Origin of the sequence: Bacillus sp. FSL K6-2861, assembly GCF_038630725.1 — a bacterium.
Classification (GTDB): domain Bacteria; phylum Bacillota; class Bacilli; order Bacillales; family Bacillaceae; genus Bacillus; species Bacillus velezensis.
Genome location: NZ_CP152037.1, coordinates 1,100,444 through 1,123,491 on the forward strand (window position 1 = coordinate 1,100,444; position 23,048 = coordinate 1,123,491).

At 48.1% G+C, this 23,048-nt stretch carries 24 protein-coding genes, 1 pseudogene and 1 riboswitch; of the genes and pseudogenes, 15 read left to right on the forward strand and 10 right to left on the reverse strand.

The window, feature by feature from the left end:
* Positions 1 to 76: 76 nt before the first annotated feature.
* On the forward strand, positions 77 to 1,519 hold the full coding sequence (locus NYE62_RS05490; RefSeq protein WP_040238299.1) for a PLP-dependent aminotransferase family protein: 1,443 nt from the start codon (positions 77 to 79) through the stop codon (positions 1,517 to 1,519).
* A 7-nt stretch (positions 1,520 to 1,526) separates the two neighbouring features.
* On the opposite strand, the gene NYE62_RS05495 is transcribed toward NYE62_RS05490, so the two are convergent.
* The 4 genes from NYE62_RS05495 to NYE62_RS05510 form a co-directional block, all read right to left on the reverse strand.
* On the reverse strand, positions 1,527 to 2,153 hold the full coding sequence (locus NYE62_RS05495) for a pentapeptide repeat-containing protein (protein WP_040238296.1): 627 nt from the start codon (positions 2,151 to 2,153) through the stop codon (positions 1,527 to 1,529).
* 195 nt (positions 2,154 to 2,348) lie between these two features.
* On the reverse strand, positions 2,349 to 2,789 hold the full coding sequence (locus tag NYE62_RS05500; RefSeq protein WP_007409151.1) for a GNAT family N-acetyltransferase: 441 nt from the start codon (positions 2,787 to 2,789) through the stop codon (positions 2,349 to 2,351).
* 82 nt (positions 2,790 to 2,871) lie between these two features.
* Positions 2,872 to 4,713, reverse strand: coding sequence for a bifunctional homocysteine S-methyltransferase/methylenetetrahydrofolate reductase (locus NYE62_RS05505; RefSeq protein ID WP_033574504.1), 1,842 nt, complete (start codon positions 4,711 to 4,713; stop codon positions 2,872 to 2,874).
* An 89-nt stretch (positions 4,714 to 4,802) separates the two neighbouring features.
* Positions 4,803 to 4,924, reverse strand: a riboswitch (SAM riboswitch).
* Between the two features lie 100 nt (positions 4,925 to 5,024).
* The gene (locus NYE62_RS05510) at positions 5,025 to 5,516 is read right to left on the reverse strand and encodes a YajQ family cyclic di-GMP-binding protein (RefSeq protein WP_012117263.1); all 492 of its coding nucleotides are present in this window, start codon (positions 5,514 to 5,516) and stop codon (positions 5,025 to 5,027) included.
* A 99-nt stretch (positions 5,517 to 5,615) separates the two neighbouring features.
* Here NYE62_RS05510 and NYE62_RS05515 point away from each other — a divergent pair, with 99 nt between their 5' ends.
* The 4 genes from NYE62_RS05515 to NYE62_RS05530 all read left to right on the forward strand — a co-directional run bounded on the left by NYE62_RS05515 (position 5,616) and on the right by NYE62_RS05530 (position 10,691).
* Positions 5,616 to 6,512: a S1 RNA-binding domain-containing protein gene (locus NYE62_RS05515; RefSeq protein ID WP_172798710.1), complete on the forward strand. Its 897-nt coding sequence runs from the start codon at positions 5,616 to 5,618 to the stop codon at positions 6,510 to 6,512.
* A gap of 171 nt (positions 6,513 to 6,683) precedes the next feature.
* Positions 6,684 to 7,661 (forward strand): BMP family ABC transporter substrate-binding protein, encoded by a 978-nt coding sequence (locus NYE62_RS05520; RefSeq protein WP_040238291.1) that lies wholly within the window; start codon positions 6,684 to 6,686, stop codon positions 7,659 to 7,661.
* On the forward strand, positions 7,658 to 9,307 hold the full coding sequence (locus NYE62_RS05525; RefSeq protein ID WP_040238288.1) for a methyl-accepting chemotaxis protein: 1,650 nt from the start codon (positions 7,658 to 7,660) through the stop codon (positions 9,305 to 9,307). The genes NYE62_RS05520 and NYE62_RS05525 overlap by 4 nt, the downstream gene beginning before the upstream one ends.
* 133 nt (positions 9,308 to 9,440) lie before the next feature.
* On the forward strand, positions 9,441 to 10,691 hold the full coding sequence (locus NYE62_RS05530) for a cytochrome P450 (RefSeq protein WP_040238286.1): 1,251 nt from the start codon (positions 9,441 to 9,443) through the stop codon (positions 10,689 to 10,691).
* A 48-nt stretch (positions 10,692 to 10,739) separates the two neighbouring features.
* On the opposite strand, the gene NYE62_RS05535 is transcribed toward NYE62_RS05530, so the two are convergent.
* Together NYE62_RS05535 and NYE62_RS05540 are read right to left on the reverse strand one after the other, a co-directional pair.
* Positions 10,740 to 10,862, reverse strand: a complete 123-nt coding sequence (locus tag NYE62_RS05535; protein WP_003155105.1) for a hypothetical protein — start codon at positions 10,860 to 10,862, stop codon at positions 10,740 to 10,742.
* A 48-nt stretch (positions 10,863 to 10,910) separates the two neighbouring features.
* Positions 10,911 to 11,762 (reverse strand): DegV family protein, encoded by an 852-nt coding sequence (locus NYE62_RS05540; RefSeq protein ID WP_015417195.1) that lies wholly within the window; start codon positions 11,760 to 11,762, stop codon positions 10,911 to 10,913.
* A gap of 125 nt (positions 11,763 to 11,887) precedes the next feature.
* Here NYE62_RS05540 and NYE62_RS05545 point away from each other — a divergent pair, with 125 nt between their 5' ends.
* Both NYE62_RS05545 and NYE62_RS05550 read left to right on the forward strand, forming a co-directional pair.
* Positions 11,888 to 12,730: a YitT family protein gene (locus tag NYE62_RS05545; RefSeq protein ID WP_007610547.1), complete on the forward strand. Its 843-nt coding sequence runs from the start codon at positions 11,888 to 11,890 to the stop codon at positions 12,728 to 12,730.
* 14 nt (positions 12,731 to 12,744) lie between these two features.
* On the forward strand, positions 12,745 to 13,206 hold the full coding sequence (locus tag NYE62_RS05550) for a BsuPI-related putative proteinase inhibitor (protein WP_007409142.1): 462 nt from the start codon (positions 12,745 to 12,747) through the stop codon (positions 13,204 to 13,206).
* A 36-nt stretch (positions 13,207 to 13,242) separates the two neighbouring features.
* Here NYE62_RS05550 and NYE62_RS05555 read toward each other — a convergent pair whose 3' ends face one another.
* The 3 genes from NYE62_RS05555 to NYE62_RS05565 form a co-directional block, all read right to left on the reverse strand.
* Positions 13,243 to 13,440, reverse strand: coding sequence for a DUF3813 domain-containing protein (locus NYE62_RS05555; RefSeq protein WP_003155097.1), 198 nt, complete (start codon positions 13,438 to 13,440; stop codon positions 13,243 to 13,245).
* Positions 13,440 to 13,589, reverse strand: coding sequence for a hypothetical protein (locus tag NYE62_RS05560; protein WP_003155094.1), 150 nt, complete (start codon positions 13,587 to 13,589; stop codon positions 13,440 to 13,442). The genes NYE62_RS05555 and NYE62_RS05560 overlap by 1 nt, the downstream gene beginning before the upstream one ends.
* An 85-nt stretch (positions 13,590 to 13,674) precedes the next feature.
* Positions 13,675 to 14,487, reverse strand: coding sequence for a Cof-type HAD-IIB family hydrolase (locus NYE62_RS05565; RefSeq protein ID WP_007409141.1), 813 nt, complete (start codon positions 14,485 to 14,487; stop codon positions 13,675 to 13,677).
* A 120-nt stretch (positions 14,488 to 14,607) separates the two neighbouring features.
* Here NYE62_RS05565 and NYE62_RS05570 point away from each other — a divergent pair, with 120 nt between their 5' ends.
* Positions 14,608 to 15,375, forward strand: coding sequence for a prolyl oligopeptidase family serine peptidase (locus NYE62_RS05570; RefSeq protein WP_007409140.1), 768 nt, complete (start codon positions 14,608 to 14,610; stop codon positions 15,373 to 15,375).
* 62 nt (positions 15,376 to 15,437) lie between these two features.
* Positions 15,438 to 15,746, forward strand: a complete 309-nt coding sequence (locus NYE62_RS05575) for a metal-sulfur cluster assembly factor (RefSeq protein WP_003155088.1) — start codon at positions 15,438 to 15,440, stop codon at positions 15,744 to 15,746.
* Between the two features lie 131 nt (positions 15,747 to 15,877).
* On the opposite strand, the gene fosB is transcribed toward NYE62_RS05575, so the two are convergent.
* Positions 15,878 to 16,321 carry a metallothiol transferase FosB gene (gene fosB / locus NYE62_RS05580; protein WP_342497283.1) on the reverse strand — a complete coding sequence of 148 codons (444 nt, stop codon included), beginning with the start codon at positions 16,319 to 16,321 and terminating at the stop codon, positions 15,878 to 15,880.
* Positions 16,322 to 16,641: 320 nt separating this feature from the next.
* On the opposite strand from fosB, the gene NYE62_RS05585 reads away from it, so the two are divergent.
* The 6 genes and pseudogenes from NYE62_RS05585 to NYE62_RS05610 all read left to right on the forward strand — a co-directional run bounded on the left by NYE62_RS05585 (position 16,642) and on the right by NYE62_RS05610 (position 23,005).
* Positions 16,642 to 18,078, forward strand: a complete 1,437-nt coding sequence (locus NYE62_RS05585) for an FAD-binding oxidoreductase (RefSeq protein ID WP_342497284.1) — start codon at positions 16,642 to 16,644, stop codon at positions 18,076 to 18,078.
* Positions 18,075 to 18,618, forward strand: a pseudogene (locus NYE62_RS05590) (MFS transporter). The gene NYE62_RS05585 and the pseudogene NYE62_RS05590 overlap by 4 nt, the downstream one beginning before the upstream one ends.
* Positions 18,619 to 18,782: 164 nt before the next feature.
* Positions 18,783 to 19,820 carry an N-acetyl-gamma-glutamyl-phosphate reductase gene (argC, locus tag NYE62_RS05595; protein WP_061861343.1) on the forward strand — a complete coding sequence of 346 codons (1,038 nt, stop codon included), beginning with the start codon at positions 18,783 to 18,785 and terminating at the stop codon, positions 19,818 to 19,820.
* 22 nt (positions 19,821 to 19,842) lie between these two features.
* On the forward strand, positions 19,843 to 21,060 hold the full coding sequence (gene argJ, locus NYE62_RS05600) for a bifunctional ornithine acetyltransferase/N-acetylglutamate synthase (RefSeq protein ID WP_007409135.1): 1,218 nt from the start codon (positions 19,843 to 19,845) through the stop codon (positions 21,058 to 21,060).
* Between the two features lie 14 nt (positions 21,061 to 21,074).
* Complete coding sequence (gene argB / locus NYE62_RS05605; protein ID WP_251257077.1) at positions 21,075 to 21,851, forward strand: acetylglutamate kinase; 777 nt, start codon at positions 21,075 to 21,077, stop codon at positions 21,849 to 21,851.
* Positions 21,848 to 23,005 (forward strand): acetylornithine transaminase, encoded by a 1,158-nt coding sequence (locus tag NYE62_RS05610; protein WP_342497285.1) that lies wholly within the window; start codon positions 21,848 to 21,850, stop codon positions 23,003 to 23,005. The genes argB and NYE62_RS05610 overlap by 4 nt, the downstream gene beginning before the upstream one ends.
* Positions 23,006 to 23,048: the final 43 nt, after the last annotated feature.

Below are 23,048 nucleotides of genomic sequence, written 5' to 3' on the forward strand. Positions count from 1 at the left end.
GTGCTGATGTCTCCGGCCATTTGGCTGGTACTTAAACCAGCCAAATGTATAATAAATAAAGAAGGAGGGATGACGTATGAACAGCTGGCGTCCGGATCGGGAGTCGCACATACCGCTTTATCTCCAGATCGAACAGCATATAAAAGAAAAAATACTTCATGGCGAATGGACCATTGGCACGAAAATTCCCTCACAAAGAAAGCTCGCCGAGGAGCTTCAGGTCAACCGAAGCACAGTGACGGCAGCAGTTGATGAGTTAATCGCCCAAGGTCTTCTGGAAGGAAAAAGAGGGGGAGGCACTAAGGTCGTCAACAATACGTGGAGCATCATGGCAGCGGCTAAGCCCCTTGATTGGAGCACATACGTTACATCGGGGAGTCATCAGCCGAATTCATCCTTGATTCAGGCCATTAATCAAAACGAGCCGCGTCCGGATCTGATCAGGCTGGGGACGGGTGAACTGAGTCAAGAGCTGCTGCCTGAGCAGGAGATGGCCGAACTGTTCCGTGAAGCGGGAACTAACATTTTTGCGCTCGGCTATGAAGAACCGAAGGGCAGCCTGCAGCTTCGGCAAAGCGTCGCGGAACATTTGAAAACAAAGGGGATTCACGCGTCCCCGGCATCCATCGTAATCGTCTCAGGCGCGCTGCAGGCGCTTCAGCTCATTTCAATCGGGCTGCTAAAACCAAACTCCGTCATGCTGACTGAAAACCCGTCGTATCTCCATTCCCTGCGTGTGTTTCAATCAGCGGGCGTCAGGCTTAAGGGAGTGCCGATGGATGGGAGCGGAATCAAAACGGATCATCTTCCCGCTTACCGGCGGCAATACGAAGCAGGGCTGCTGTACACCATTCCGTCATTCCATAATCCGACGGGAACGGTGATGTCACTCAAGCGGAGGAAGGAACTCATCGTCCTCGCAAGAAATCACCGCCTGCCTGTCATTGAAGATGACGCATACGGTGATCTATGGATCGATAAAGAACCGCCGCTTCCGTTAAAATCGATGGACGGTGAGGGGAATGTGCTGTATATCGGCACGCTGTCAAAAACCGTAAGCCCGGGTCTGCGCATCGGATGGGTCGTCGCCCCTGAGCCGGTTGCAGACAGGCTCGCCGATATTAAAATGCAGACGGATTACGGCTCCAGTGCTTTATCTCAATGGGCGGCATGTCAATGGCTGTCAAGCGGCCGCTATGAAGCGCGCCTTTTGCGTCTCAGAAAGGAACTCAAAATCAGAAGAGATGCGGCATTGCGTTCTCTTGAAAGATACGCGGGAGATATTGCGGAGTGGCGTGTGCCGGAGGGGGGCTTTTATATTTGGGTCACTTTTCATCAAGCAATCGCCGTTCAGACGCTTTTCACCCGTGCCTTGGAGGCCGGCGTGCTGATCAATCCGGGAGCTCTCTATCTTCCCGAAGACCGGCAAAGCCTGCGTCTTTCCTATTCGTACGCATCCTTACCGGACTTGGAAAAAGGCATTCAAACGATAGCGGACATCGCCCGCCGTTTCGTCTAATAAAAGATCACGTCACAATGGCTCCGAGCGCTTCTGCGAATGTAACGGCATGCGCCGGAGAGATGCGGCATCCTTTCAGCTTCTCAAGTGAGACGTGCAGATGATCAAATGTGCACGTGCTGATATCCATATTAAAAAGAGACGTGCCGATAAAATTTGAGCCGTTCAAATCACAGGCGTCAAGATCAGTGTATTCAAGAACGGCATCATTCCACTCGCTTTCTGTAAGAGCGCACGTGTCAAACCGGACATGCTTCATATTGGAATAGCTGAAGGAGCTGTAATTTGCGAGGCAGTCTTCAAACCGTACATGACGCATGGCGGAATCCGCCAGATTCAAGCCGAGAAGTTTTGAATGCTGAAACGCCGTTCTATGGATGATGCTTCCGCTGAAATCAGCGTTTGAGACATCACATTTGTCAAACAGGACATCCGTACATTCCATATGTCTGAAAGAGACATCCGTAAAAACGGTGTTTCTGAAAATGACTTTTTCGGCGCGCAGGCCGTCCAGTTTGCTGTTTACGACGGCGTTTTCTATGGCGACTTCTTTTATGAGGTCGTCCTGAAGCGCTTCTGTGAAAGAAAGCACCGGCAATTCTTTCGGGATTTTCGGTTTTTGGATCGTATTCATCTCATACTTCCTTTTCTGAATTAATAGCTGAAAACGGCAATTGACAGATATCGTTCTGCCTGCCATCCTTGCTGTTGTGTAATGTACAAAGGGTATTAAAAAAGCGGGAGGGCGTCAATAGTACCGCATATAAAAGCAGGCGTGACATTCAAGGTAATGCCCTTAGAGACATGTCCCCAAGGGCATTTGTCTGTTTCAGGCGAGTTCTTTATACATGATCACATGCGGGCCGATGCCGGGTATGTCAAAGGGGCTGCCCGTGCTTTTCCAGCCGAGCTTTTCGTAATATCCCTTTACGTGACATCTGGCGTTGCACCAGACAAGCGCCGCCCCCATATCTGCCAGTTTTCGTTCTGCATAGGCGATTAACGTGCTTCCCGCTTTTTGCGTCCGGTATTCCTCAAGCGTCGCCATGCCGCGCAGCTGATAGGCGGGCGCTGCCTGTAAAGCCTGCTGGTTCTGCGGGTAGAAAGAAGCGATGCTGATCAATGTCCCGTCGTAAAAACCTCCGAGATGAAAGGCTCCTTTGACGCTGTCCTGATCATATTTACAATCCTCAATCGTCTGATGGGGGCGCAGCACGCTGTGTCTGATCGCGTATGTGTCTTCTGCGGTGATGGGTTTTACTTCAACCATGAAAAAATCCTCCTTTGCTTGATTCTTTTTCTGTATCGTACCATGAAAAAGCCGCCTGTCATATCAGGCGGCCTCTTCCGCGTTAATGCAAATATACATCAGCCCGCTTTTCATCCTTTTGCTTAATATAAGCTGCAAGCTCTGACGTCAAATCAGAACGGAGAAACGGGGTGATTAAATAAATTCCGTTAAACAGTTCGCACGCCGTGTCGAGAAGCGACTTGGCGATGGCGAGGCCTTCGGCTTTCTGCTTCCGCTTGTCTTCGCCGGCGAGCGCCATTTTTTCGCGGATGCTGTCTGACAGCTTAATGCCCGGGATTTCATGATGGATGAACTCTGCGTTGCGGCTGCTCGTTAACGGCATGATTCCGATATACACCGGTGTTTTGAGATGCTTCGTTTCATGATGAATGTCAATGAGCTGCTGCTCCGAGTAGACAGGCTGGGACACGAAGTAGTCAGCTCCGCACTCTATTTTTTTCTCCAGCCGTTTTACTGCCTTATCAAGATGGCGGACATTCGGATTAAATGCTCCGGCTACGGAAAAGTTCGTTTTCTTGCCGAGCGGTTTCCCTGATAAAGAAATGCCCTCGTTGAATTGTTTAATCAGCCTGATCAAGTCAAAGGACGTTAAATCATAGACGGAGGTAGCCCCCGGAAAGTCGCCGATTTTTGAAGGATCACCCGTGATGGCTAAAATGTCGGTGAGCCCGAGCGTATCCAGCCCCATTAAATGTGACTGAAGGCCGATGATGTTGCGGTCTCTGCATGTAATGTGAACGAGAGAACGGATATCAAGGCGCTCTTTCAGCAATGAACCGCAGGCTGCATTGCTGATCCGCGGTGTCGCCAATGAATTGTCGGCGAGCGTCAGCGCTTCTATGCCGGTTTCTTTTAATTCAGCCGCCGCTTGCAGAAATTTGTCAAAATTCAATTTTTTCGGCGGATCAAGCTCTACGATAATTGACCGTTTTTGAGCGGCGATTTCGTTTAAACCCGGCTCGGTCCGTTCGTTGCGGACTGAGATGACTTCTTCTTCCCGTCTGATTTTCACTTCTTTCTCAGTGACAGGAGAAAGTCCTTGGACCGCTTCGGCCATGGCTCTGATATGGTTGGGCGTCGTGCCGCAGCAGCCGCCGATAATGCGCGCGCCCTGAGTGCGGAACTGTACGGCGCTCTCCCGGAAATAGGCATCGTCCGTATCATAAACAAGCCGGCCTTCTTCTAAAGACGGAAGGCTGCTGTTCGGATAGACCGATAAATAAGCGTCACTGAAAATCGGCACTTCGGTGAGCGCTTCAATCATGTGGTACGGGCCGAGCCGGCAATTGATTCCCGTTATGTCAGCGCCGAGATCGGCAATTGACCTGAGGGCTTCCCGAAGCGGCGTTCCGTCCTGCAGCACGCCCTGTTCGTGCATGGATACGTTCAGCATAATCGGAAGTTCCGTTTCTTTTCTCGCGATCTTCAGCACTTCGCGCGCCTCTTCTAAATCATAGTATGTTTCCAGAAGCAGACCGTCCGGCTCTTCGTGCAGCAATAAATAAAGCTGCTCCCGAAAGCTGCGTTTAATCTCCTCCAGGCTGTAGGCGTTTTTGTTAAAGGTGCGGATGCCGCCCATCGTTCCCAATACATAAGCGCCGTCTGAGGAAGCGCGCGCGATTCTGACCGCCTCCTGATTGATTTTTTTCGTTTCATCCTCAAGTCCGTATCTTGAGAGCTTAATAAAATTCGCGCCGTACGTATTTGTCTGGATGATATCTGCCCCGGCTTCCACGTAAGCCTTATGTATCCGCTTGATTTCTTCGGGCTTTGATACGTTCAGTTCTTCAAAACATCTGTCAATGCCGTAGGAATAGAGGAGAGTGCCCATCGCGCCGTCTCCGATTAAAACCCGTTCTTTTAAGTCTTGTAATAGTCCCATTGTTTGCCTCCTTCGTCACATTCAGCAAGGAAAAAAGAGAAATAAAAAAAGTCTTCTTAAGAAGAAGACTTTGTAATCATTTGTCTCTCTTCTTATCTTCCAAGCTGTTTTTAGCTTGCTGGATTTAGCACCTTGGTCATGGTTTGGGTAAACCACTACACCGGTTGCTGAAGCGTCGTCGGGCCAGTCCCTCGGCTTCTCTTGATAAGAACGTTCATGTAATTGTCATGGGTTTCCAAAACTTAACTGTGAAAATCCCTTTCTCCAAATTTACCGAAAATAGAGACAATAATCAATAGGAATCACATAATTTATCTAAAATTAATAAATTGAACGTCAATCGGCAGGTCTGCTCCGCGGACGGCTGCAATAATCTGCTGCAGATCATCTTTATTTTTTCCGGTGACGCGCACTTGGTCGTCCTGAATCTGCGACTTGACCTTCAAGCCGGAGTTTTTAATCACCGCGTTGATTTTTTTGGCGTTGTCTTTATCAATGCCCTGTACAAGCTTCGCGCGCTGGCGCACCGTGCCTCCCGATGCATTTTCGATTTTGCCGTATTCAATGTTTTTCGTCGGCACGTCTCGTTTGATCAGCTTGCCGCTCAGCACATCTTTGAGCTGATTCAGTTTAAACTCGTCATCAGAAATCAGGACAAGTTCTTCCTTTTCTAAAGTTACATCGCTTTTCGATCCTTTAAAGTCATAGCGCGTGCCGATTTCTTTCAGCGTCATCTGAATCGCATTCTGCACTTCGGGAAATTCAACTTTGGATACAATATCAAAAGAACTTTCTTTTGCCATGAGAAAACCTCCTATAACATTTCACTTATGAGTTGATTATAGTAGAATAAAGAGAAATGTCCAACAGCATAAAGCATGAATTTATGCATATTGGAAAAAATGAGAAAAACATCAGCCTCATACGGGCGAATCAGGAAGGACGATAACATGAGACCAGGGCAGCAGCTCACGCTTAGTATAGATCACCAAACCGATTTCGGTTATTTTTTAACCGACGGCGAGGATACGGTTCTTTTACATAACAGTGAAATCACAGAGGATATCGAAGACAGAGATGAAGTGGACGTATTTATTTACGTCGATCATCAGGAAAGACTCGCGGCGACGATGAAAAAGCCGCTCATCAGCTTTTATGACTACGGATGGGTGGAAGTGACGGACGCTGTGGAAGATATGGGCGTATTCGTCGACGTCGGTCTGTCAAAAGACGCGCTCGTCGCAACGGAGCACCTGCCTCCGTACAAATCCGTCTGGCCGCAAAAAGGAGACAGACTGTATTGCATGCTGAAGGTGACAAGCCGCGGGCGCATGTTTGCCAAGCCGGCGCCCGAGGATATCATCAGTGAATTATTTACGGATGCAGAGGAAGACATCATGAATAAAGACCTGACGGGTACGGTGTACAGACTGATTGCATCAGGCTCTTTTCTGATTACCGATGAAGGCATCCGCGCGTTTATTCACCCTTCAGAAAGAAAAGAAGAGCCGAGACTCGGCAGCCGCGTGACAGGGCGTGTCATCGAGGTGAAGGAAGACGGCTCCGTCAACATGTCCCTGCTGCCGAGAAAGCAGGATGCGCTTTCGGTTGACGCGGAAGAAATTCTGACCTATCTGAGATCAAGAAACGGCGCGATGCCTTACGGAGACAAAAGCCATCCTGACGATATCCGCGAACGGTTTCATTTAAGCAAAGCCGCCTTTAAGCGGGCGCTCGGGCATCTGATGAAAAACGGCAAGGTCTATCAGGAAGACGGCTGGACATACGAAAAACAATAAATTTTCTGCAAAAACATCGGTGAACCAAAACCGATGTTTTTTATTTTCTCAAAAGCTCCTATGACCCTCATTTGTTTAACACCATGCCGAACATACATATTTTATTGAAATAAAATATTCTGACATCCGAACCGATATATAACTATAGAAAAAAATAAAAGGAGAGTTTCAATGAGAAAAATGGCGATATTTGCGGCTGTACTGCTGATTGCGCTCAGCACGGCGGGATGTGCCGGCAAATCTGAGGAAACAGCGGCCGAAAAAACGAAAACAATCGGTATCATGCTGACAGACAACGGCCTCGGCGACCAATCATTTAATGATTCAGGCTTTCAAGGTTTGATGAAAGCAAGAGACGAGCTCGGCATCACATTTGATTATCGGGAAATAAAAGACACCGGTACATACGAAAAAGGACTGACCCAGCTTGTCCGGGAAGGCAATGATCTTGTGGTGGGGCTCGGTTACAGCATGCAGGCGGATTTAGAAAAGGTCGCCAAAAAATATCCGAAGCAGCGGTTTGTGCTGATTGATTCCGTATCAGACCTGGATAATGTCACCTCCGTCACGTTTAAAGAAGATGAAGGAAGCTGCTTAGCCGGAGCGCTGGCGGCTATGACGAGCAAAACCGGCACGATCGGATTTATCGGCGGTTCAGATGCCGACGTCATTAAACGGTTTAAGAAAGGCTATCTGAAAGGCGCGGAATCAGTCAAACCGAAAATCCGCGTGCTGTCGGACATCAGCGGTACGTTTGACGATGATAAGCTCGGGAAGCGCATCGCCCAAAACATGATCCGAAAAAAAGCCGATGTCCTGTTTACGGCGGCCGGCTTCACGGGTGTCGGCGCACTGAAAGAAGCGGAGGCGCAAAAAGTATACGCCATCGGTGTTGACAGCGATCAATATTACACCGCCGAGCACGCCGTTATCTCTTCTTTAGTGAAAAACGTCGACCATGTCATCTATGAATTGGCGAAAGATTTAAAAGACAACAAGGAGATCAAAAGCGGTGAGATCGTTTACGGACTGAAGGAAAACGGCATGGACTTAGCCAAGATCAGAGTTGTCAAAAACGCGGGCGGGCTGACGAAAAAGATCACGGATATGAAAAACAGTCTGATTGAAAAAGGAGGCGATCTGAAGTGACATTACGGACAAGGCTGCTCGTTAACGCAGCCGTTACGATGATTTGCTTCGCCGCCGTCATCGGCTTTACCATCGTAAACATGATGAAGATTCAGGCTTCAAATGAAGATGAAGTGGACGCGCTGTTAAACGTCCAGGAAGCAAAAGCTGACCTTAATACGTTAAAAGAAAGCATCACCGGCTATTCCAATACGCTCGCAGACGCCCAGAAAGAAGATGTGCGAAGCTATATGAAAAGCAGCTCGGACAAACTGGCGGCGCTCAAAAAAACGATGACGGACGGTGCAGACAAAGCCGCTTATGACAAACTCGCCAAAAAATACAAATCATGGCAGGCGGAGGCGGACGCTGCTCTTGATTCGAAAAGCCCGGCTGAAGCGACAAGGACGGCGGCCCGCATCAACGGTCTTCTGAATGATATTTATATGCTGAATCTGAAAAGCCGGGATCACTATGAAGACATGCAGAAGCAGACGGCTGACCAGATTCAGTTTATCGTTTACAGCGCAGCCGTGCTGACCATCGTGATACTTGCCGTCACCGTCATATCTTCCATCAGGCTGACGAAGAGAATTGCAGGGCCGATCCGCCGCATGGCTGAAAATGCCCGTCGTATTGCAGGAGGAAACCTTGCTGTTGAAATGCTTGATTATAAAGGGAAGGACGAACTGAAAGAGCTGAATGACTCATTCGGAATGATGGCTGAACAGCTCCGCACCTTAATTCAGGCGATCGGAGAGGTCGGCCGTGAAGTCGAGACTTTCGCGGAAGGTTTGACGAAGGAAAACCAGACGCTGAAGGACATGACCGAGCAGGTGTCCGTGTCGACGGAAGAAATGGCGCAAGGCTCCCAAACCATTTCAGAAGATCTGCAGCATGCGGTGCAATTCATTGAACAAATGGATGAACATTCAAAGGCGAACGCCGAACGTTCAAAACAAACGACGAGAAGCAGCGAAGAGACGATTGCGGCGGTGGCTGCGGGGCGCGGTGCTTTAGCCGAGACCAAGCAAGCCATTGATAAAAGCAATGAGACATCAAAAGAGATTTCCGAAGCCGCCGATCTCTTCATAGAGCATGCGGCAGGCATCAGTATGATGGCGCAGACCGTTTCTGACATTGCGGGCCAGACCAATCTGCTGTCATTAAACGCCGCAATCGAGGCGGCCAGAGCAGGCGAGGCCGGAAAAGGATTTGCCGTCGTTGCCGAGGAGATACGGAAGCTCGCAGACGGATCAGCCAAAGCGACCGCGCAGATTTTCGATATGGTAAAGCAAATTGAAGACGGCATCACATCTATTACCGGAGCTGTCACGACCGGCGTCGCTTTAGCGGACAGACAGCAGGAGCTGATGGAGAAAACGTCAGAATCATTCGTCCATATTGAACAAAAAGCCGCCCATATTAAAGCGGAGCTTACTCAATTGGACGGACGGATCATCGAATCGAAACAGCTTGGTGAGCAAGTGCTGCATCATGCCGAAAGCATCAGCGCCGTCGTTCAGGAAACGGCTGCGGGAAGCGAAGAGATTTCTGCCTCCGCGCTTGAGCAGCTGTCTTCTTTTCATAAAATGGCGGAAAGCGTCAATAATCTGGTGAGCCTGACAGAGCGGTTAAACGATCAGGTCCGCCGGTTTACTTTGTAACGGGCTTATGCCCCGCCCCCTGATTTTTGCAGCCTGACATGAGTAACTTCTGAATGAAACACAAATACTGAATATACTTGTGTTTATATTTATTTTTTTTCGTGAAAGGTGAAAAAAGAAGGGAGGAATCGGGATGAATGAACAAATTCCGCATGATAAGGGTCTTGATAATAGTCTGGCTTTATTACGCGATGGATATGTATTTGTGAAAAACAGAGCGGAGAATTATCGCTCGGATGTGTTTCGCGCCCGTTTATTAGGAAAGACATTCATTTGTATGAGCGGAGCGGAAGCCGCAAAGCTTTTTTATGACACAGAACGATTTCAGCGGGAGCATGCCCTCCCCAAACGGGTGCAGAAAACGTTATTCGGAACAGGTGCAATCCAGTCAATGGACGGTGAACGGCATAAGCACAGGAAGCTTCTATTTATGTCGCTGTTGACGCCGCCCCGGCAAAAACGGCTTGCGGAAGCGGTGGCAAAACAGTGGAAAGCATCTGCGGAAAAGTGGGAGGGTTCAAACCGAATTGTCCTTTTTGATGAAGCGAAGAAAGTGCTGTGCCGGGCTGCCTGTGAGTGGGCCGGCGTCCCGCTGAAAGACTCAGAAGTGAAAGAGCGGGCGGAGGATTTCACCGATATGGTAGACGCATTCGGCGCTGTCGGACCGCGTCATTGGAAAGGCAGAAGGGCGAGGCTGAAAACGGAGAAATGGATAGAGGAGGTCATTGAGGATGTGCGGTCCGGCAAGCTGCAAACACCGGAGGGCTCAGCCTTGTATGAAATGGCTTTTCATACAGAACTTGACGGGAACAGACTTGATTCTCACATGGCTGCTGTTGAGCTTATTAATGTTCTGCGCCCGATTGCCGCCATTTCTTACTTCATTACGTTTTCAGCTCTTGCATTGCATGATTACCCTGAATATCGGGGCAAACTGAGATCGAGAGATGATCAGGAGGCTGAAAGATTTGCACATGAAGTTCGGCGGTATTACCCGTTTGCCCCGTTTTTAGGAGCCGTTGTGAAAAAAGATTTCGTATGGAAGAACTGTGAATTTAAAAAGGGTGCATCCGTCATGCTTGACCTATATGGGACAAACCATGATTCCCGGCTTTGGGAGAATCCCAATGAATTTCGCCCGGAACGTTTTCAGGGGCGGGAGGAAAATAAATTTGATTTCATTCCCCAGGGCGGAGGTGATCCGGCTAACGGCCACCGCTGTCCGGGTGAGGGAATGACCGTGGAAGTCATGAAAACTTCACTTGCGTTTCTTGCCAATGAAATAGAGTACGATGTTCCGTCCCAAGATTTGAGCTTCAGCCTGTCCAGAATGCCGGCATTGCCTGAAAGCGGATTCGTGATAAGTGATGTTAGACGCATATAGAACAAAAAACAGCCCTCTATCTTCATACACAAGAGGGCTGTTTTGCTTTTACAGATGGTCCGGTTTTTTGGAATTCTGGTTTTTTCCCGCCTGCCGGTTTTTTTCGGCAAGCCGGTTCTTTTTCTGATTTACGGCGTTATTGTCCAACGGTTTTTTGTCATCATCTTTCATGCGGCAAAGCCTCCCTTCTGTCCGTTAGGATGCCCGCCCGCATTGAAATTATGGCTTCAGGAAAAAAATCGCGAGCGTGCCCGGCCCGGAGTGCGCGCCGATCGCAGAGCCGATTGAATGAAGAATGATCTCTTTCGGATGGAACGCTTCTTCAATCATTTCCTTCATCCGAAGCGCCGTCTCCTCGTTATCTGCATAGCTGATCCCCACGGTTTGATCCGCCCAATCGCCGCCTTCTTCCTTCATCATGTCTATAATCCGTTTAAACAGTTTCTTTTGTCCGCGTAATTTTTCGAGCGGCACGAGCCTGCCGTCATCCACATGCAGAATCGGTTTAATGTTCAAAAGCCCCCCGACAAAAGCGGACGTTTTTGAAATTCTGCCGCCCCGCGCGAGATAAGCGACATCATCGACCGTAAATATATGTTTCATCCGTGCGCAAAAGCTCTTTACAGACGTTTCGATTTCTTGTATTGTATTCCCGTTAACACAGAGTGTTTGCGCGTGCATCACTGCGAGTCCGCAGCCCAATGAAGCGCATTTGGAATCTACAATCCGTAAATCAAAATCGGGAAATTCCTCTTTTACTTCATTGGCGATCATTACGGCCGTCTGATAGGTGCCGGAAAGACCTGAGGAAAAGGCGATGTATATCGCCGGTTCTCCCAGTTCCGCGTATTGTAAAAATACTTTTTTTATCGTATCCGGTGATGCCTGTGATGTTTTCGGAACTTTCCCGTCCCGCATCGCTTGAAATATATGATCCGCCTGAATGGTGACCGCGTCCTCATATTCGTTTCCGTCAAGTGTTACGTGCAGCGGAATGAACCCGATCCGATTTTCTTCAATATAAGATTTCGGCAGATCAGAGGCGCTGTCAGCAATAAGGTGAACTGTCATCATACTTCCCTTCTTTCCGAATGGTGAGAGTGATGCCAACTATATCATATAAATGTGGCAAAATAGTGTTCAAAACTTTATTTTAAGGGAAAAGCTAATAATGAAAATGAGCGGAGGAGCAAGCCATGGTACTAGAACAAGCAAAAAAATTAGCAATCGTCGTCATCGGCGCGTTTCTGTATGCGGCGGGACTGAATTTATTCCTGATACCGGCGAATGTATATGCCAGCGGTTTTACCGGTGTCGCCCAGCTGCTGTCAAGCGTCGTTGATCAATACGCCCCCTTTTATATTTCGACAGGAGTTCTCATGTTCCTCTTAAATATTCCCATCGGTGTGTTAGGGTGGCTGAAAGTCGGCAGATCATTCACCGTATACAGCATATTAAGCGTAGCGATGACGTCCGTCTTTATGGGAATTCTCCCTGAAATGAGACTGTCACACGATATTCTTCTGAATACCGTATTCGGAGGAGTCATCTCAGCTATCGGCATCGGTTTAACGCTGAAATTCGGCGCTTCGACAGGCGGCCTTGATATCGTGTCGATGGTGCTGGCCAAATGGAAGGATAAGCCGGTCGGCACATATTTCTTCATTTTGAACGGGATTATCATTTTGACGGCAGGATTATTGCAAGGATGGGAGAAAGCATTATATACCCTTGTCGCTCTGTATGTCACAACAAGGGTGATTGACGCCATTCACACCCGCCACATGAAACTGACCGCCATGATCGTTACAAAAAAAGCCGATGAAATCAAAGAAGCGATTTACGGGAAAATGGTCCGCGGCATTACGACGGTGCCGGCAAAAGGCGCTTACACAAACGAACAGAAAGAAATGATGATCATCGTCATCACGCGGTACGAATTGTATGACCTTGAGAAAATCGTGAAAGAAGTCGACCCGAAAGCCTTCACAAACATCGTGCAAACGACGGGGATCTTTGGTTTCTTCAGAAAAGACTGATAGGAGCGGATAGAATGAAGTGGCTGTTTGGCCTGTTATTACCGGTCATTTTACTGATCGGATGCAGCAGTCAATCCGGGCAGAAGGAGCCCGCTGAGGAGGTATCCGGAGAGATGAATGAACAGCAAGCGGAATTAGCCGTAAACCCTGTGCAGACGGATCAGCAGATCGAATTTCAAATGTCTTTAAAAAATAAGAGCGGCAGCCCGATCGATTTCACATTCAGCTCAGGGCAGAAATTCGAATTGACCGTACATGACCAACATCACAAAGAACTGTACCGCTATTCAAAAGACAAAATGTTTACTCAGGCGTTTCAGACTGTGACCTTAATGCCGAATGAAACGTATGACTTTTCAGATGTGTGGAAGAACGTGCCCGGTCCGGGAACATACACGGTGACGGTGACGTTTTTAGGGAAGTCCGATCAGATCGGAAAAAGACTGAAAACGGTAAAAACATTTGAAGTGAAATAAAAAAGCGGCGCCCTCGTCTAAACGGGGCGCCTTTTTTTATTGCAATTTCTCCAGCTGATCCTGAAATTGGTGCAGCTGCTGACGTTCTGCATCCGTCGAATTGGCGTACGCGGAAGACACGGCGTTTTTGGCGCGTGAGACAGCTTTTTCCTGATCGCCGTCCTCGAAACCGTTAGCAATCATGACGGCCTGCTGGACAAATGACTTGGCTTGAGAAAACAGTTCGTTTCTCATTAAAAGTCAACCTGCCTTTCAGCCGAATCTTTTGCTGCATCATGCTGTGCTTCCTCTAATGTAGACCGATATGGAAATCTTGCGTCATGAAGACTGACAGAGTCCTTGCCTTGCTGAATAAACCGTTTTGATTTGTTTCGTTTACCCATTGCAATGTCCCCCTTCCATATTTAGACGAGATGAGTCGTCTGTTTTAGTATGGGCGGAAGGCTTTGTGTTATGAGCGGCAAAACCTCACAGGGAGAAATAGGATTTTAAAAATTCGGCGATTCCGTCCGCTTCATTTGATCCCGTGACGCGGTCGGCGGCCTGTTTGACTTCATCCGTGCCGTTTCCCATCGCTACGCCGCACCCGGCAAACCGGAGCATTTCAAGATCGTTGTCTTCGTCGCCGAACGCGATGATCCGTTCTCTCGGCACTTGGTAATAGTCGCTGATTTTCTTCAGGCCGACCGCTTTATTCATCCCGTGTTTAATGATTTCAATCACATGCCACGGAGCCGCCCATCTTCTGTGGTCAATGACCTCGGCGTGCACATCGGATAAATGCGCGCGTATATCCGCGACGTCCTCTTCCTTTGCATGAATCAATACGGACGTTACATCCTCCTTGACCGTTTCACGCAGATCGCCGAATGTGACATTCGCCGTATTCATATGAAACGCCTCAATTAAATGCTCATCATGATAATGGAAGTACACATCATCAATGACCTCAGCGAGCACATTATGTATTTGATAGGTCTCTGTAAGTTCGGCAAGCTGTCTGACCACATCGACCGATAAAGACGTGTGGTAGCGTCCCCATGATTCGTCTTTCGGGTGGTGGACAAATGCCCCGTTAAAATTGACAATCGGCGTTGTCAGCCCAAGCTCGTCATAATACATCGAACTGGAACGGAACGGGCGCCCGGTTGAGATGCAGACATGATGGCCCGCTTCTTTCAGCTTCTGAATCGTCCGTGCCGTTTCAGGGGAAATGGTTTTATCGTCTTTTAATAAAGTTCCATCCAGATCTAAGGCGATGAGATAAGGTTTTGTCTCCATAAATAACTCCTTTTGTCATATAATTTGCTGTTTTTCACTTATGTACAGTGTAGCTTTTTACCATCTTTATTGTCTACATGTTACACTTATGATTATGGTTATCCTAAGGAGGGAGTCAACGTGATTCTTATTGATCATCAAACCGTATCAGGCATTCCGTTTTTACATATTGTAAAAGAAGAAAATCGGGACCGTCCCGCTCCCCTTGTTTTCTTTATTCACGGTTTTACAAGCGCGAAGGAGCATAATCTTCATTTCGCTTACCTGCTTGCTGAAAAGGGCTTCAGGGCGGTGCTGCCGGAAGCTCTTTACCACGGTGAACGCGCTGAACAGCTGTCAGCAGAAGAGCTCGCCGTCCATTTTTGGGACATTGTATTAAATGAAATCGAGGAGCTTGACGTGCTGAAAAAGGATTTTGAAGCGCGCGGTCTGATTGAAGACGGGCGGATCGGTCTTGCGGGCACGTCAATGGGCGGAATTACGACATTCGGCGCGATGGCCGCGTATGATTGGGTCAAAGCCGGCGTCAGTCTGATGGGAAGCCCGAACTATACGGCATTTTTTCAGCAGCAGATTGACCACATTCAAAAGCAGGACATCGACATTGACGTCACAAAAGAACAGGTCGATGAACTGTTTGCACGGCTCAAACCGTTCGATCTCAGTCTGGAACCGGAAAAACTCCGCAGCCGCCCGCTGCTGTTCTGGCACGGCGTTCAAGACAAAGTCGTTCCGTATGCACCGACCCGCGGTTTTTATGAAACGATTAAACCTCATTACAGCAGCCGGCCTGACCATCTTCAGTTTCTGAAAGACGAACGGGCTGACCATAAAGTCCCGAGATACGCCGTTTTAGAAACCGTCGCCTGGTTCGATAAGCATTTATAAAGCACAAAGGTGTTAACAAAACCCGCTTTTACGTTATACTGAGGAAAAAGGAGTGATGGAACGTGGAAGAAGCATTAAAAGAAAACATCATGGGCGCCTTGGAGCAGGTTGTTGACCCTGAGCTCGGCGTCGATATCGTCAATCTCGGCCTTGTATACGACGTTGATATGGATGACGACGGCCTGACGCATGTTACGATGACACTGACATCAATGGGGTGCCCGCTCGCTCCGATCATCGTCGACGAGGTGAAAAAAGCGCTCGCCGACATTCCGGATGTAAAAGAGACGGAGGTCCACATCGTCTGGAATCCGCCTTGGACAAGAGACAAAATGTCACGCTACGCAAAAATCGCATTAGGGATTCAGTAATAAGAAAATGCACCTCGGATTTTAGGTACATCCTAAAGTTTGGAGGTGCTTTTCTTTTGTCTGCATTTACAAGGAAAAAATCAACGCGAATAAGCGACAGTGAGGGTTTGTTTTGGATCGCAAACAAACCTTTAAATATAAAATTTCATATGAGGTTTATCTTTTTTGTAATAGGACAGTCTGTCTTGGAGTGTACCTGTGTGGAATTCAAATTTATGTCCATCGGGATCAGTAAAATAAATTGACTTTTGATCTTGCTTATCCCTAGGACGCCCATTTAATATACTTACATTTAGATTTTTTAGCCTTTGATGTATTGCATCAAAATCTTTTGGGTCAATTGTAAAGGCCATATGCGTATAAGATTTATGTATTTCATTTCTTGGTATATCCGCCTCTAAGTTAAGCGCAAGCCAAAGCCCGTTCAGATCAAAATATGCTGTCTTTTGTCCTTTAACCAGGAGCTGTGCATGAAATACTTTTTCATAAAATTCTTTAGATTTTTCCAAATTTGAAACAGAAAAAAGAAGATGATTGATTCCTTTTATGTTTATTTTCCCCACCTCGTTTAACATGTTTGTTTTAAACAATCCCTTTGGTAATACATCTGCATATATATCGATTATATACTGACTAAAAAATCATTTTAAGGATTTCTGTGGATTTTTATGCCCGGTGTTTTCCGGCTCACCGTTTCGAGCTGTACTAAACATGATTCTGTCGGGCGCCGTTCTGTCTGCTTTGTCGCTGCAGACCGGCGTGCGGAAAGAAGGGCAAGTCACTAAAAAACCCGAGTTTCCCACCATTCGGGGTTTTTTGCAGTATCGGGTTAAAAAGGAAAAAAACGGACGTGAGGCATGATATAATAGACCGGCTGCATGCGAGGGAGGAATCCATGAAGAAAAAATTACTTCTCATTATCCTTAGCATTCTTGTTTATACGGCGCTGTTCGCTGTTTCCGCTTTTCACAAAGAGCCGGTGCAGCAGGCAGGGACAATGACGGATGTCAGCCGCCTCATGCCCGTGAAAATTAAGCAGACGGTCAAAGGAAAAGAGAAAGAAACATTGGTCGAAACCATTAAGGAAGCAAAGAGAAAGCATCTTAAGATCTCAATCGCAGGCGCCCAGCACTCAATGGGCGGCCAGACGTATTATGAAGACGGTATCGTTCTCGACATGACGGGCTACAACAAAATACTCGGTCTCGACCGAAAGAAAAAAATCATCAGAGTGCAGGCGGGAGCGACGTGGAATGATATTCAGCGCTATGTCAATCCGTACGGGCTCGCGGTAAAAGTCATGCAATCGCAAAACATTTTTACGATCGGCGGCTCACTGAGCGCCAACGCCCACGGCCGGGATATCCGGTACGGTTCGCTGATTGATACGGTCAAATCGTTTCATCTTTTAAAGGCGGACGGCAAAGTCATCACCGTTACTCCGAAAGATGACCTGTTTTCAGCCGTCATCGGCGGCTACGGCCTGTTCGGCGTCATCCTGGACGCGGATATTGAGCTGACGGATGATGAGCTTTATGAAATGAAAACGAAACGCATGAACGCTGATACATACAGTCAATATTTTACGCAGCATGTTCAGCGTAACCCCGCCGTGCGCATGCATCTCGCGCGGATCGCAACAGGGGATAAAGGCTTTTTGCACGATATGTATGTGACTGATTACACACTCTCAGACAACCAGAAAGAATTAAAGCGGCACAATGAACTGAAAGAAGATGAGCATCCGGCGCTGACGAAATTCGCGCTCGGCCTCTCCCGCCGGTATGACTGGGGAAGAAATTGGTTCTGGTCAACCCAGCAGTCTTATTTTCTCAGCCAAAACGGCGTGAAAGTCTCCAGGAACAATGTCATGCGGTCAGAATCGAAATTTTTGGAATATGAAAACACGGACAACACCGACGTGCTACAAGAATACTTCGTGCCCGTCGGCGAATTTGCGCCGTACATTCATGATTTACGCAAGACGCTGTCACATGAAGATCTCAATCTCGTAAATATTACGATCCGCTACGTGCAAAAAAATGAAAAAGCCGATCTGTCATACGCAAAGGAAGACATGTTTTCACTCGTTCTTTTAATCAATGAAGGGTTTTCAACAGACAGCCAGGCGAGTGCTGCGCGGATTGTCAGAAAAATGACGGATACGGCATTGCGCCACCGCGGCAGTTATTATCTCCCGTTTATGCTGTATCAAACGAAAGAGCAGATGCGCGAGGCATATCCGAAAAGCGATATGTTCTTTCAGAAAAAACACAAATATGATCCGGATGACTTGTTTATGAATTATTTTTATCAGAGGTACAAATCATGAAACACAACCATTTAAAATGGCTGATCCTGTCTCAGAGCAGTGTCTTTTTTGCCGGCAGCCTGATCTTTCCGTTTTATATTTTATTTATTAAAAACATCGGTTCCAGCTACACGCAATTCGGTCTCTCATACGGCTTGTTCGGCCTGAGCGGCGCATTGATTCATCCGCTGCTCGGCCGGCTGTCGGCAAGACTGGATTCCCCGCTGGTTCCTTATGGCAAATTCGTGGGGGATGGCGGTGCTTCTTCTGACGCTCCCGCACATTACCAGCGTGCACCAGGTTTATGTTGTGCAGGTGCTTCTGGGCCTGTTCGGCGCGATGCAAAAACACGGCGAGAAAATCATGATCGCCGATTACACCGACGGCGGGGAGCGGGGGAAAAAAGTCGGCAGCTATCATTTCTGGACGGCTGTATTTTCAGCTGCCGCCATTATTCTCGGCGGGTTTCTCGCTGATTTCTTTACGGTTTATATTATTTTTTACGCCAGCTCCGTGCTGTTTTTTATAAGCGGGCTGATGATGCTGAAAAAAACAGGCTGATCCGATCAGCCTGTTTTTCTTATGCCCCCCTCGATCGAGAGGGGGTTTTTTGTCAGCGAAAACAGATGGAAAATGAATGAAAAAATATTAAATATACAATTGAATTAATTTTTATTCATGTTATAATGTTAAATAATTTCACAAAAACCAAGAAGGTGAACCCGTTGAAAATAGGTATTATAGGCGCGACTGGTTATGGAGGCGCCGAACTTGTCAGGATTCTTAACCATCACCCTTATGCAGAAGATTGTATATTATATTCATCGAGCGACGAAGGGAAAGAATATGCCGCTTCATATCCGCATTTGAGGAATATAGCGTCACAATCACTTCAGCCGCTTCATATAGAAACGATCCGAAACGAAATTGATGTCATGTTCATAGCCGCGCCGCCCGGCGTTTCCGGAGAGTGGTCGCCCAAGCTGGCGGAGGCGGGCATTCCGGTCATTGATCTATCCGGCGATCTGCGGATTCAAAACCCGGCCGTGTATGAAAAGTGGTATAAGCGGAAGGCCGCTCCGAAAGGAACGATTCAAAGCGCGGTTTACGGTTTAGCTGAACTGCAAAAAGAAGAGATTCAGACTGCAAAGCTGATTGCCAATCCGGGATGTTTTCCGACGGCTGTGCTGCTCGGGCTCGCCCCGCTGGCGAAGAATAAGCTTTTACAAGATTCATTTCTGATTGTTGATGCGAAAACGGGCATATCCGGCGCCGGCCGAAAAGCATCCATGGGCACTCATTATTCTGAGCTGAATGATAATTTCAAAATTTATAAGGTTAATGAGCATCAGCATACTCCAGAAATTGAACAGCAATTAGCGGCTTGGCAGCCCGGCACAGGCCCGATCACGTTTTCCGCTCATTTGGCGCCGATGACAAGGGGCATTATGGCGACGATGTATACCGACGCCCCTCCGGGAATGTCTGCTGCACAGGTAAGAGAATTGTATTCCGAATTCTACAAAGATTCATATTTTGTCAGAATCAGGCCGGAAGGTGAATTTCCGGCGACGAAAGAGGTATACGGCAGCAATTTTTGTGATATCAGTGTCACCGTGGATGAAAGAACAAACCGTGCCACCATCGTTTCTGTCATAGATAATCTGATGAAAGGCGCCGCAGGGCAGGCGGTTCAAAATTTAAATATCATGAATGGCTGGCAGGAAGAAACGGGACTTACGATGACGCCAGTCTATCCATAGAACGAAAGAGGGATTCAAAAATATGATTCAGCTGAGTGAGGAAATCACGAAAATAAAAGGCGGCGTATCCTCGCCGAAAGGGTTTGAGGCAAAGGGCGTGCATTGCGGTCTGCGCTATTCAAAAAAAGATCTCGGAGCGATTATCAGCGAAGCGCCTGCAGTCAGTGCAGCGGTATATACGCAGAGCCATTTTCAGGCAGCGCCGCTGAAAGTGACGCAAGCCAGCCTGAAAAAAGAGGGTGTGCTTCAGGCGGTTATCGTCAACAGCGCGATTGCCAACGCCTGTACGGGAGACCAAGGATTAAAGGACGCCTATGAAATGCGGGACGGCTTCGCGAGCCAGCTCGGCATTGAGCCGGAGCTTGTTGCGGTTTCGTCAACCGGGGTGATCGGCGAGCTTTTAGACATGAAAAAAATTCAAGCGGGCATTGAACAGCTCGGTCAAGCGCCGTCCGTATCCGGAGCATTTGAAGAAGCCATTTTGACGACGGATACAGTGACGAAACAGACGTGTTATGAACTGGTGATCGGCGGAGACATCATCACGATCGGCGGAGCGGCGAAAGGCTCCGGCATGATCCACCCCAACATGGCGACAATGCTCGGCTTTGTCACAACGGACGCGGCCGTGGAAGAACAGGCGCTCAAAAACGCGCTCAGAGAGATTACGGATGTTTCATTTAACCAAATCACCGTTGACGGAGAAACATCGACGAATGACATGGTGCTTGTGATGGCAAACGGCTGCGCGGGGAATGATTGCCTGACGGAGCAGCACCCTGACTGGCCGGCTTTTAAAAAGGGATTAAAGCTTGTATGCGAAGACCTTGCCAAAGATATAGCCAGAGACGGTGAAGGAGCGACGAAATTAATTGAAGCCAGAGTCGAAGGCGCGAAAAACAACCTTGAGGCGAATATTATTGCTAAAAAAATCGTCGGTTCAAGCCTTGTGAAGACCGCCGTTTACGGCACAGACGCCAACTGGGGGCGCATCATCGGCGCAATCGGGCACAGTGCGGCAAGCGTAACAGCCGAACAAGTGGAAGTTTTCCTCGGCGGCCAGTGTCTGTTTAAACACAACGAACCTCAGCCGTTTTCGGAAACTGATGCCAAGGAGTACTTATCAGGTGATGAAATTACGATTGCAGTCCGCCTGCAGGAAGGCTCCGGCAGCGGCCGGGCATGGGGCTGTGACTTAACCTATGATTATATTAAAATCAATGCGAGCTATCGCACATAACAAAGGGGAGCGGCATGAAGAAAACGATCGTTTTTAAGTGCGGCGGAAGCGTAATCCGCGAGTTATCCGCCGATTTTTTTCAAAATGTAAAAGAGCTTATGCAATCCGGCTGGAACATTGCCGTCGTCCATGGAGGCGGGCCGGACATTTCAAGAATGCTGAAAACATTGCAGATTGAAACGGAATTTGTCGATGGACAGCGGAAAACGACCAAACCGGTGCTGGAAACAGCGGAAATGGTCTTGTCAGGGACGATCAATAAATTTTTCGTAACCGAACTCGCGAAAAACGGGCTGAAAGCCGCGGGAATATCAGGAAAGGACGGCGGTCTCCTTCAAGCATCCTATCTTAATCAAGACAAATACGGAGAAGTCGGCGAAATACAAAAAACCGATCCGTCAATCATTCACGCATTAATGAAAGAAGGCATCATTCCCGTTATCGCTCCGCTTTCCATGACAAGTGATTTCGAAACGCTGAACGTCAACGCAGACGCCGCGGCATCGGCCGTCGCTTCAGCCTTACACGCCGACAAACTTTTATTTGTCACGGATGTCGAAGGAATTATGGACGGAGAGAGCAGGCTGGATACTTTGACGCCGCAAGAGACTCACGCCCTCATAGATGAAGGCGTGATTTCAGGAGGGATGATTCCGAAGGTAAACTCGGCATTATCGGCACTGAGTGAAGATGTCGAGGAAGTGATGATCGTAAACGGAAAAGGAGCGTTTTTTACCGATCAAGCCTTCCAAGGAACAAAAATTGTCAAAGAAAAGGAGAGCGTGTCATGAGCAGTCTATTTCAAACCTACAGCCGCTGGCCCATCGATATCAAAAAAGCGAAAGGGACAATTGCAGAGGATGAAAACGGAAAAACGTATCTCGATTTTATTCAGGGCATCGCCGTTTCCAATCTCGGCCATTGTCATGATGAGGTCACAGAAGCGGTGAAAGAACAGCTTGACAGCGTATGGCACGTTTCCAATCTGTTTGAAAATGATCTTCAGGAAAAAGCCGCGGCAAAGCTTGCCGAACATAGCGCGGGGGATCTCGTTTTCTTCTGCAACAGCGGGGCCGAAGCGAATGAAGGCGCCATTAAGCTTGCCCGTAAAGCAACGGGAAAGACAAAAATCGTAACGTTCCATCAATCCTTTCACGGACGGACCTATGCGGGGATGGCCGCCACCGGACAAGACAAAATCAAGACCGGTTTCGGACCGATGCTTCAAGGCTTTCACTATCTTCCGTTCAATGATCCGTCGGCATTCAGCACGCTTTCAAAAGAGGATGATATCGCCGCCGTCATGCTTGAGACGGTGCAGGGAGAAGGGGGAGTCAATCCCGCCGATCCGGAATTCATCGAAGCCTTACAGACATTTTGCAAAGACAAACAGGCGCTGCTTATCGCAGACGAGATTCAAACCGGAATCGGCCGGACGGGCAAGGCATTCGGCTATGAGCATTTCGGCATCTCTCCGGACATCATCACTGTTGCGAAAGGGCTTGGAAACGGTTTTCCCGTCGGAGCCGTGATCGGCAAACAGAAGCTTGGAGACGCCTTTACGCCGGGTACGCATGGTACGACTTTCGGCGGCAATAAGCTTGCCATGGCAGCTGTGAAAGCAACCTTGGATATTGTGTTTCAGCCTGACTTTCTCCAGGCGGCGGCAGACAAAGGATCATTTTTAAAAGCGCAGCTGAACCGTGAACTGACAGGGCCTTTTGTAAAAGAAATCCGCGGAAAAGGGTTATTAATCGGCATTGAATGCGCAGGTCCAGTGTCCGGCATCATCGGAGATCTGCAAGAACGCGGGCTTCTCGTGCTTCCGGCCGGACCGAATGTCATCAGGCTGCTCCCGCCGCTTACGGTTTCTGAAGAAGAAATGCTGTCGGCCGTCAGTATGCTTAAGGCAGCGATCGAAGCGCATTCGGCAGTGAAACGGTAATTTTTTTTCGATATAAAAGTATAAAAATTCATATTTTTAATTA

Excerpts from the sequence above, each read along its gene's own strand:
- NYE62_RS05505 (WP_033574504.1), bottom strand. The coding sequence starts at position 4,713 with ATGGGACTATTACAAGACTTAAAAGAACGGGTTTTAATCGGAGACGGC.
- NYE62_RS05610 (WP_342497285.1), top strand. The coding sequence starts at position 21,848 with ATGAGCAGTCTATTTCAAACCTACAGCCGCTGGCCCATCGATATCAAA.
- NYE62_RS05545 (WP_007610547.1), top strand. The coding sequence starts at position 11,888 with ATGGTACTAGAACAAGCAAAAAAATTAGCAATCGTCGTCATCGGCGCG.
- NYE62_RS05585 (WP_342497284.1), top strand. The coding sequence starts at position 16,642 with ATGAAGAAAAAATTACTTCTCATTATCCTTAGCATTCTTGTTTATACG.
- NYE62_RS05490 (WP_040238299.1), top strand. The coding sequence starts at position 77 with ATGAACAGCTGGCGTCCGGATCGGGAGTCGCACATACCGCTTTATCTC.
- argJ (WP_007409135.1), top strand. The coding sequence starts at position 19,843 with ATGATTCAGCTGAGTGAGGAAATCACGAAAATAAAAGGCGGCGTATCC.
- argB (WP_251257077.1), top strand. The coding sequence starts at position 21,075 with ATGAAGAAAACGATCGTTTTTAAGTGCGGCGGAAGCGTAATCCGCGAG.
- NYE62_RS05560 (WP_003155094.1), bottom strand. The coding sequence starts at position 13,589 with ATGGGTAAACGAAACAAATCAAAACGGTTTATTCAGCAAGGCAAGGAC.
- NYE62_RS05530 (WP_040238286.1), top strand. The coding sequence starts at position 9,441 with ATGAATGAACAAATTCCGCATGATAAGGGTCTTGATAATAGTCTGGCT.
- NYE62_RS05520 (WP_040238291.1), top strand. The coding sequence starts at position 6,684 with ATGAGAAAAATGGCGATATTTGCGGCTGTACTGCTGATTGCGCTCAGC.
- NYE62_RS05515 (WP_172798710.1), top strand. The coding sequence starts at position 5,616 with ATGAGAAAAACATCAGCCTCATACGGGCGAATCAGGAAGGACGATAAC.
- NYE62_RS05540 (WP_015417195.1), bottom strand. The coding sequence starts at position 11,762 with ATGACAGTTCACCTTATTGCTGACAGCGCCTCTGATCTGCCGAAATCT.
- NYE62_RS05500 (WP_007409151.1), bottom strand. The coding sequence starts at position 2,789 with ATGGTTGAAGTAAAACCCATCACCGCAGAAGACACATACGCGATCAGA.
- NYE62_RS05535 (WP_003155105.1), bottom strand. The coding sequence starts at position 10,862 with ATGAAAGATGATGACAAAAAACCGTTGGACAATAACGCCGTAAATCAG.
- NYE62_RS05510 (WP_012117263.1), bottom strand. The coding sequence starts at position 5,516 with ATGGCAAAAGAAAGTTCTTTTGATATTGTATCCAAAGTTGAATTTCCC.
- NYE62_RS05495 (WP_040238296.1), bottom strand. The coding sequence starts at position 2,153 with ATGAATACGATCCAAAAACCGAAAATCCCGAAAGAATTGCCGGTGCTT.
- fosB (WP_342497283.1), bottom strand. The coding sequence starts at position 16,321 with ATGTTAAACGAGGTGGGGAAAATAAACATAAAAGGAATCAATCATCTT.
- NYE62_RS05555 (WP_003155097.1), bottom strand. The coding sequence starts at position 13,440 with ATGAGAAACGAACTGTTTTCTCAAGCCAAGTCATTTGTCCAGCAGGCC.
- NYE62_RS05550 (WP_007409142.1), top strand. The coding sequence starts at position 12,745 with ATGAAGTGGCTGTTTGGCCTGTTATTACCGGTCATTTTACTGATCGGA.
- NYE62_RS05565 (WP_007409141.1), bottom strand. The coding sequence starts at position 14,487 with ATGGAGACAAAACCTTATCTCATCGCCTTAGATCTGGATGGAACTTTA.